Source organism: Pseudomonas sp. SIMBA_067 (assembly GCF_046534675.1).
Taxonomy (GTDB): Bacteria; Pseudomonadota; Gammaproteobacteria; order Pseudomonadales; family Pseudomonadaceae; genus Aquipseudomonas; species Aquipseudomonas putida.
The window spans coordinates 1-490 of sequence record NZ_JAWRYH010000045.1 but is presented as its reverse complement, the minus strand read 5'-3'; the positions used below and the strand labels follow the sequence as shown (position 1 = coordinate 490).

At 57.8% G+C, this 490-nt stretch carries 2 pseudogenes; one reads left to right on the top strand and one right to left on the bottom strand.

Annotated elements, in window-relative coordinates:
• A pseudogene (locus tag SB765_RS27985) lies at positions 1-162 on the top strand (TetR family transcriptional regulator); the annotation flags it as partial.
• Positions 163-290: 128 nt separating this feature from the next.
• Here the strand turns inward: SB765_RS27985 and SB765_RS27980 are convergent.
• A pseudogene (locus SB765_RS27980) lies at positions 291-490 on the bottom strand (ABC transporter permease); the annotation flags it as partial.

The following is a 490-nucleotide window of genomic DNA, read 5'->3' as shown; positions in this document are numbered from 1 at the left end:
ATTATTCTTGATCGTTACCAGGACACCGTCGGCCCGTTACCCACCCTGGACAGGTTGCTGAACCTGATTGCCGCGCCAACGGTGTATCGCAGCCTGTTTTCCAGCACGCCGCTACCGGTTGAAGAGCTGCATGAGCTGATCGACTTGGCGCTCAAGGCCTGAAGCCCATCTACACAACCCAATGTGGGAGGAGGCTTGCTCCCGATGGCGGTGGATCAGTCACCTTATTGATTGACTGACACACTGCCATCGGGAGCAAGCCCCCTCCCACATTTTTACAGCGTTCGACCTTACGTACGCATACCGCGTCCGCTCACCAGCAGCCTCGCGCAACCGATGTACAACACCACGGTAGCGATCAGCATGAAGGTGATCGCCACGCTGATCTTGATATCCGATACCCCCAGGATGCCGTAGCGAAAGGCGTTGACCATGTGCAACACCGGGTTGGCCAGCGACACGGTCTGCCAGAACGGCGGCAGCAGGGTAA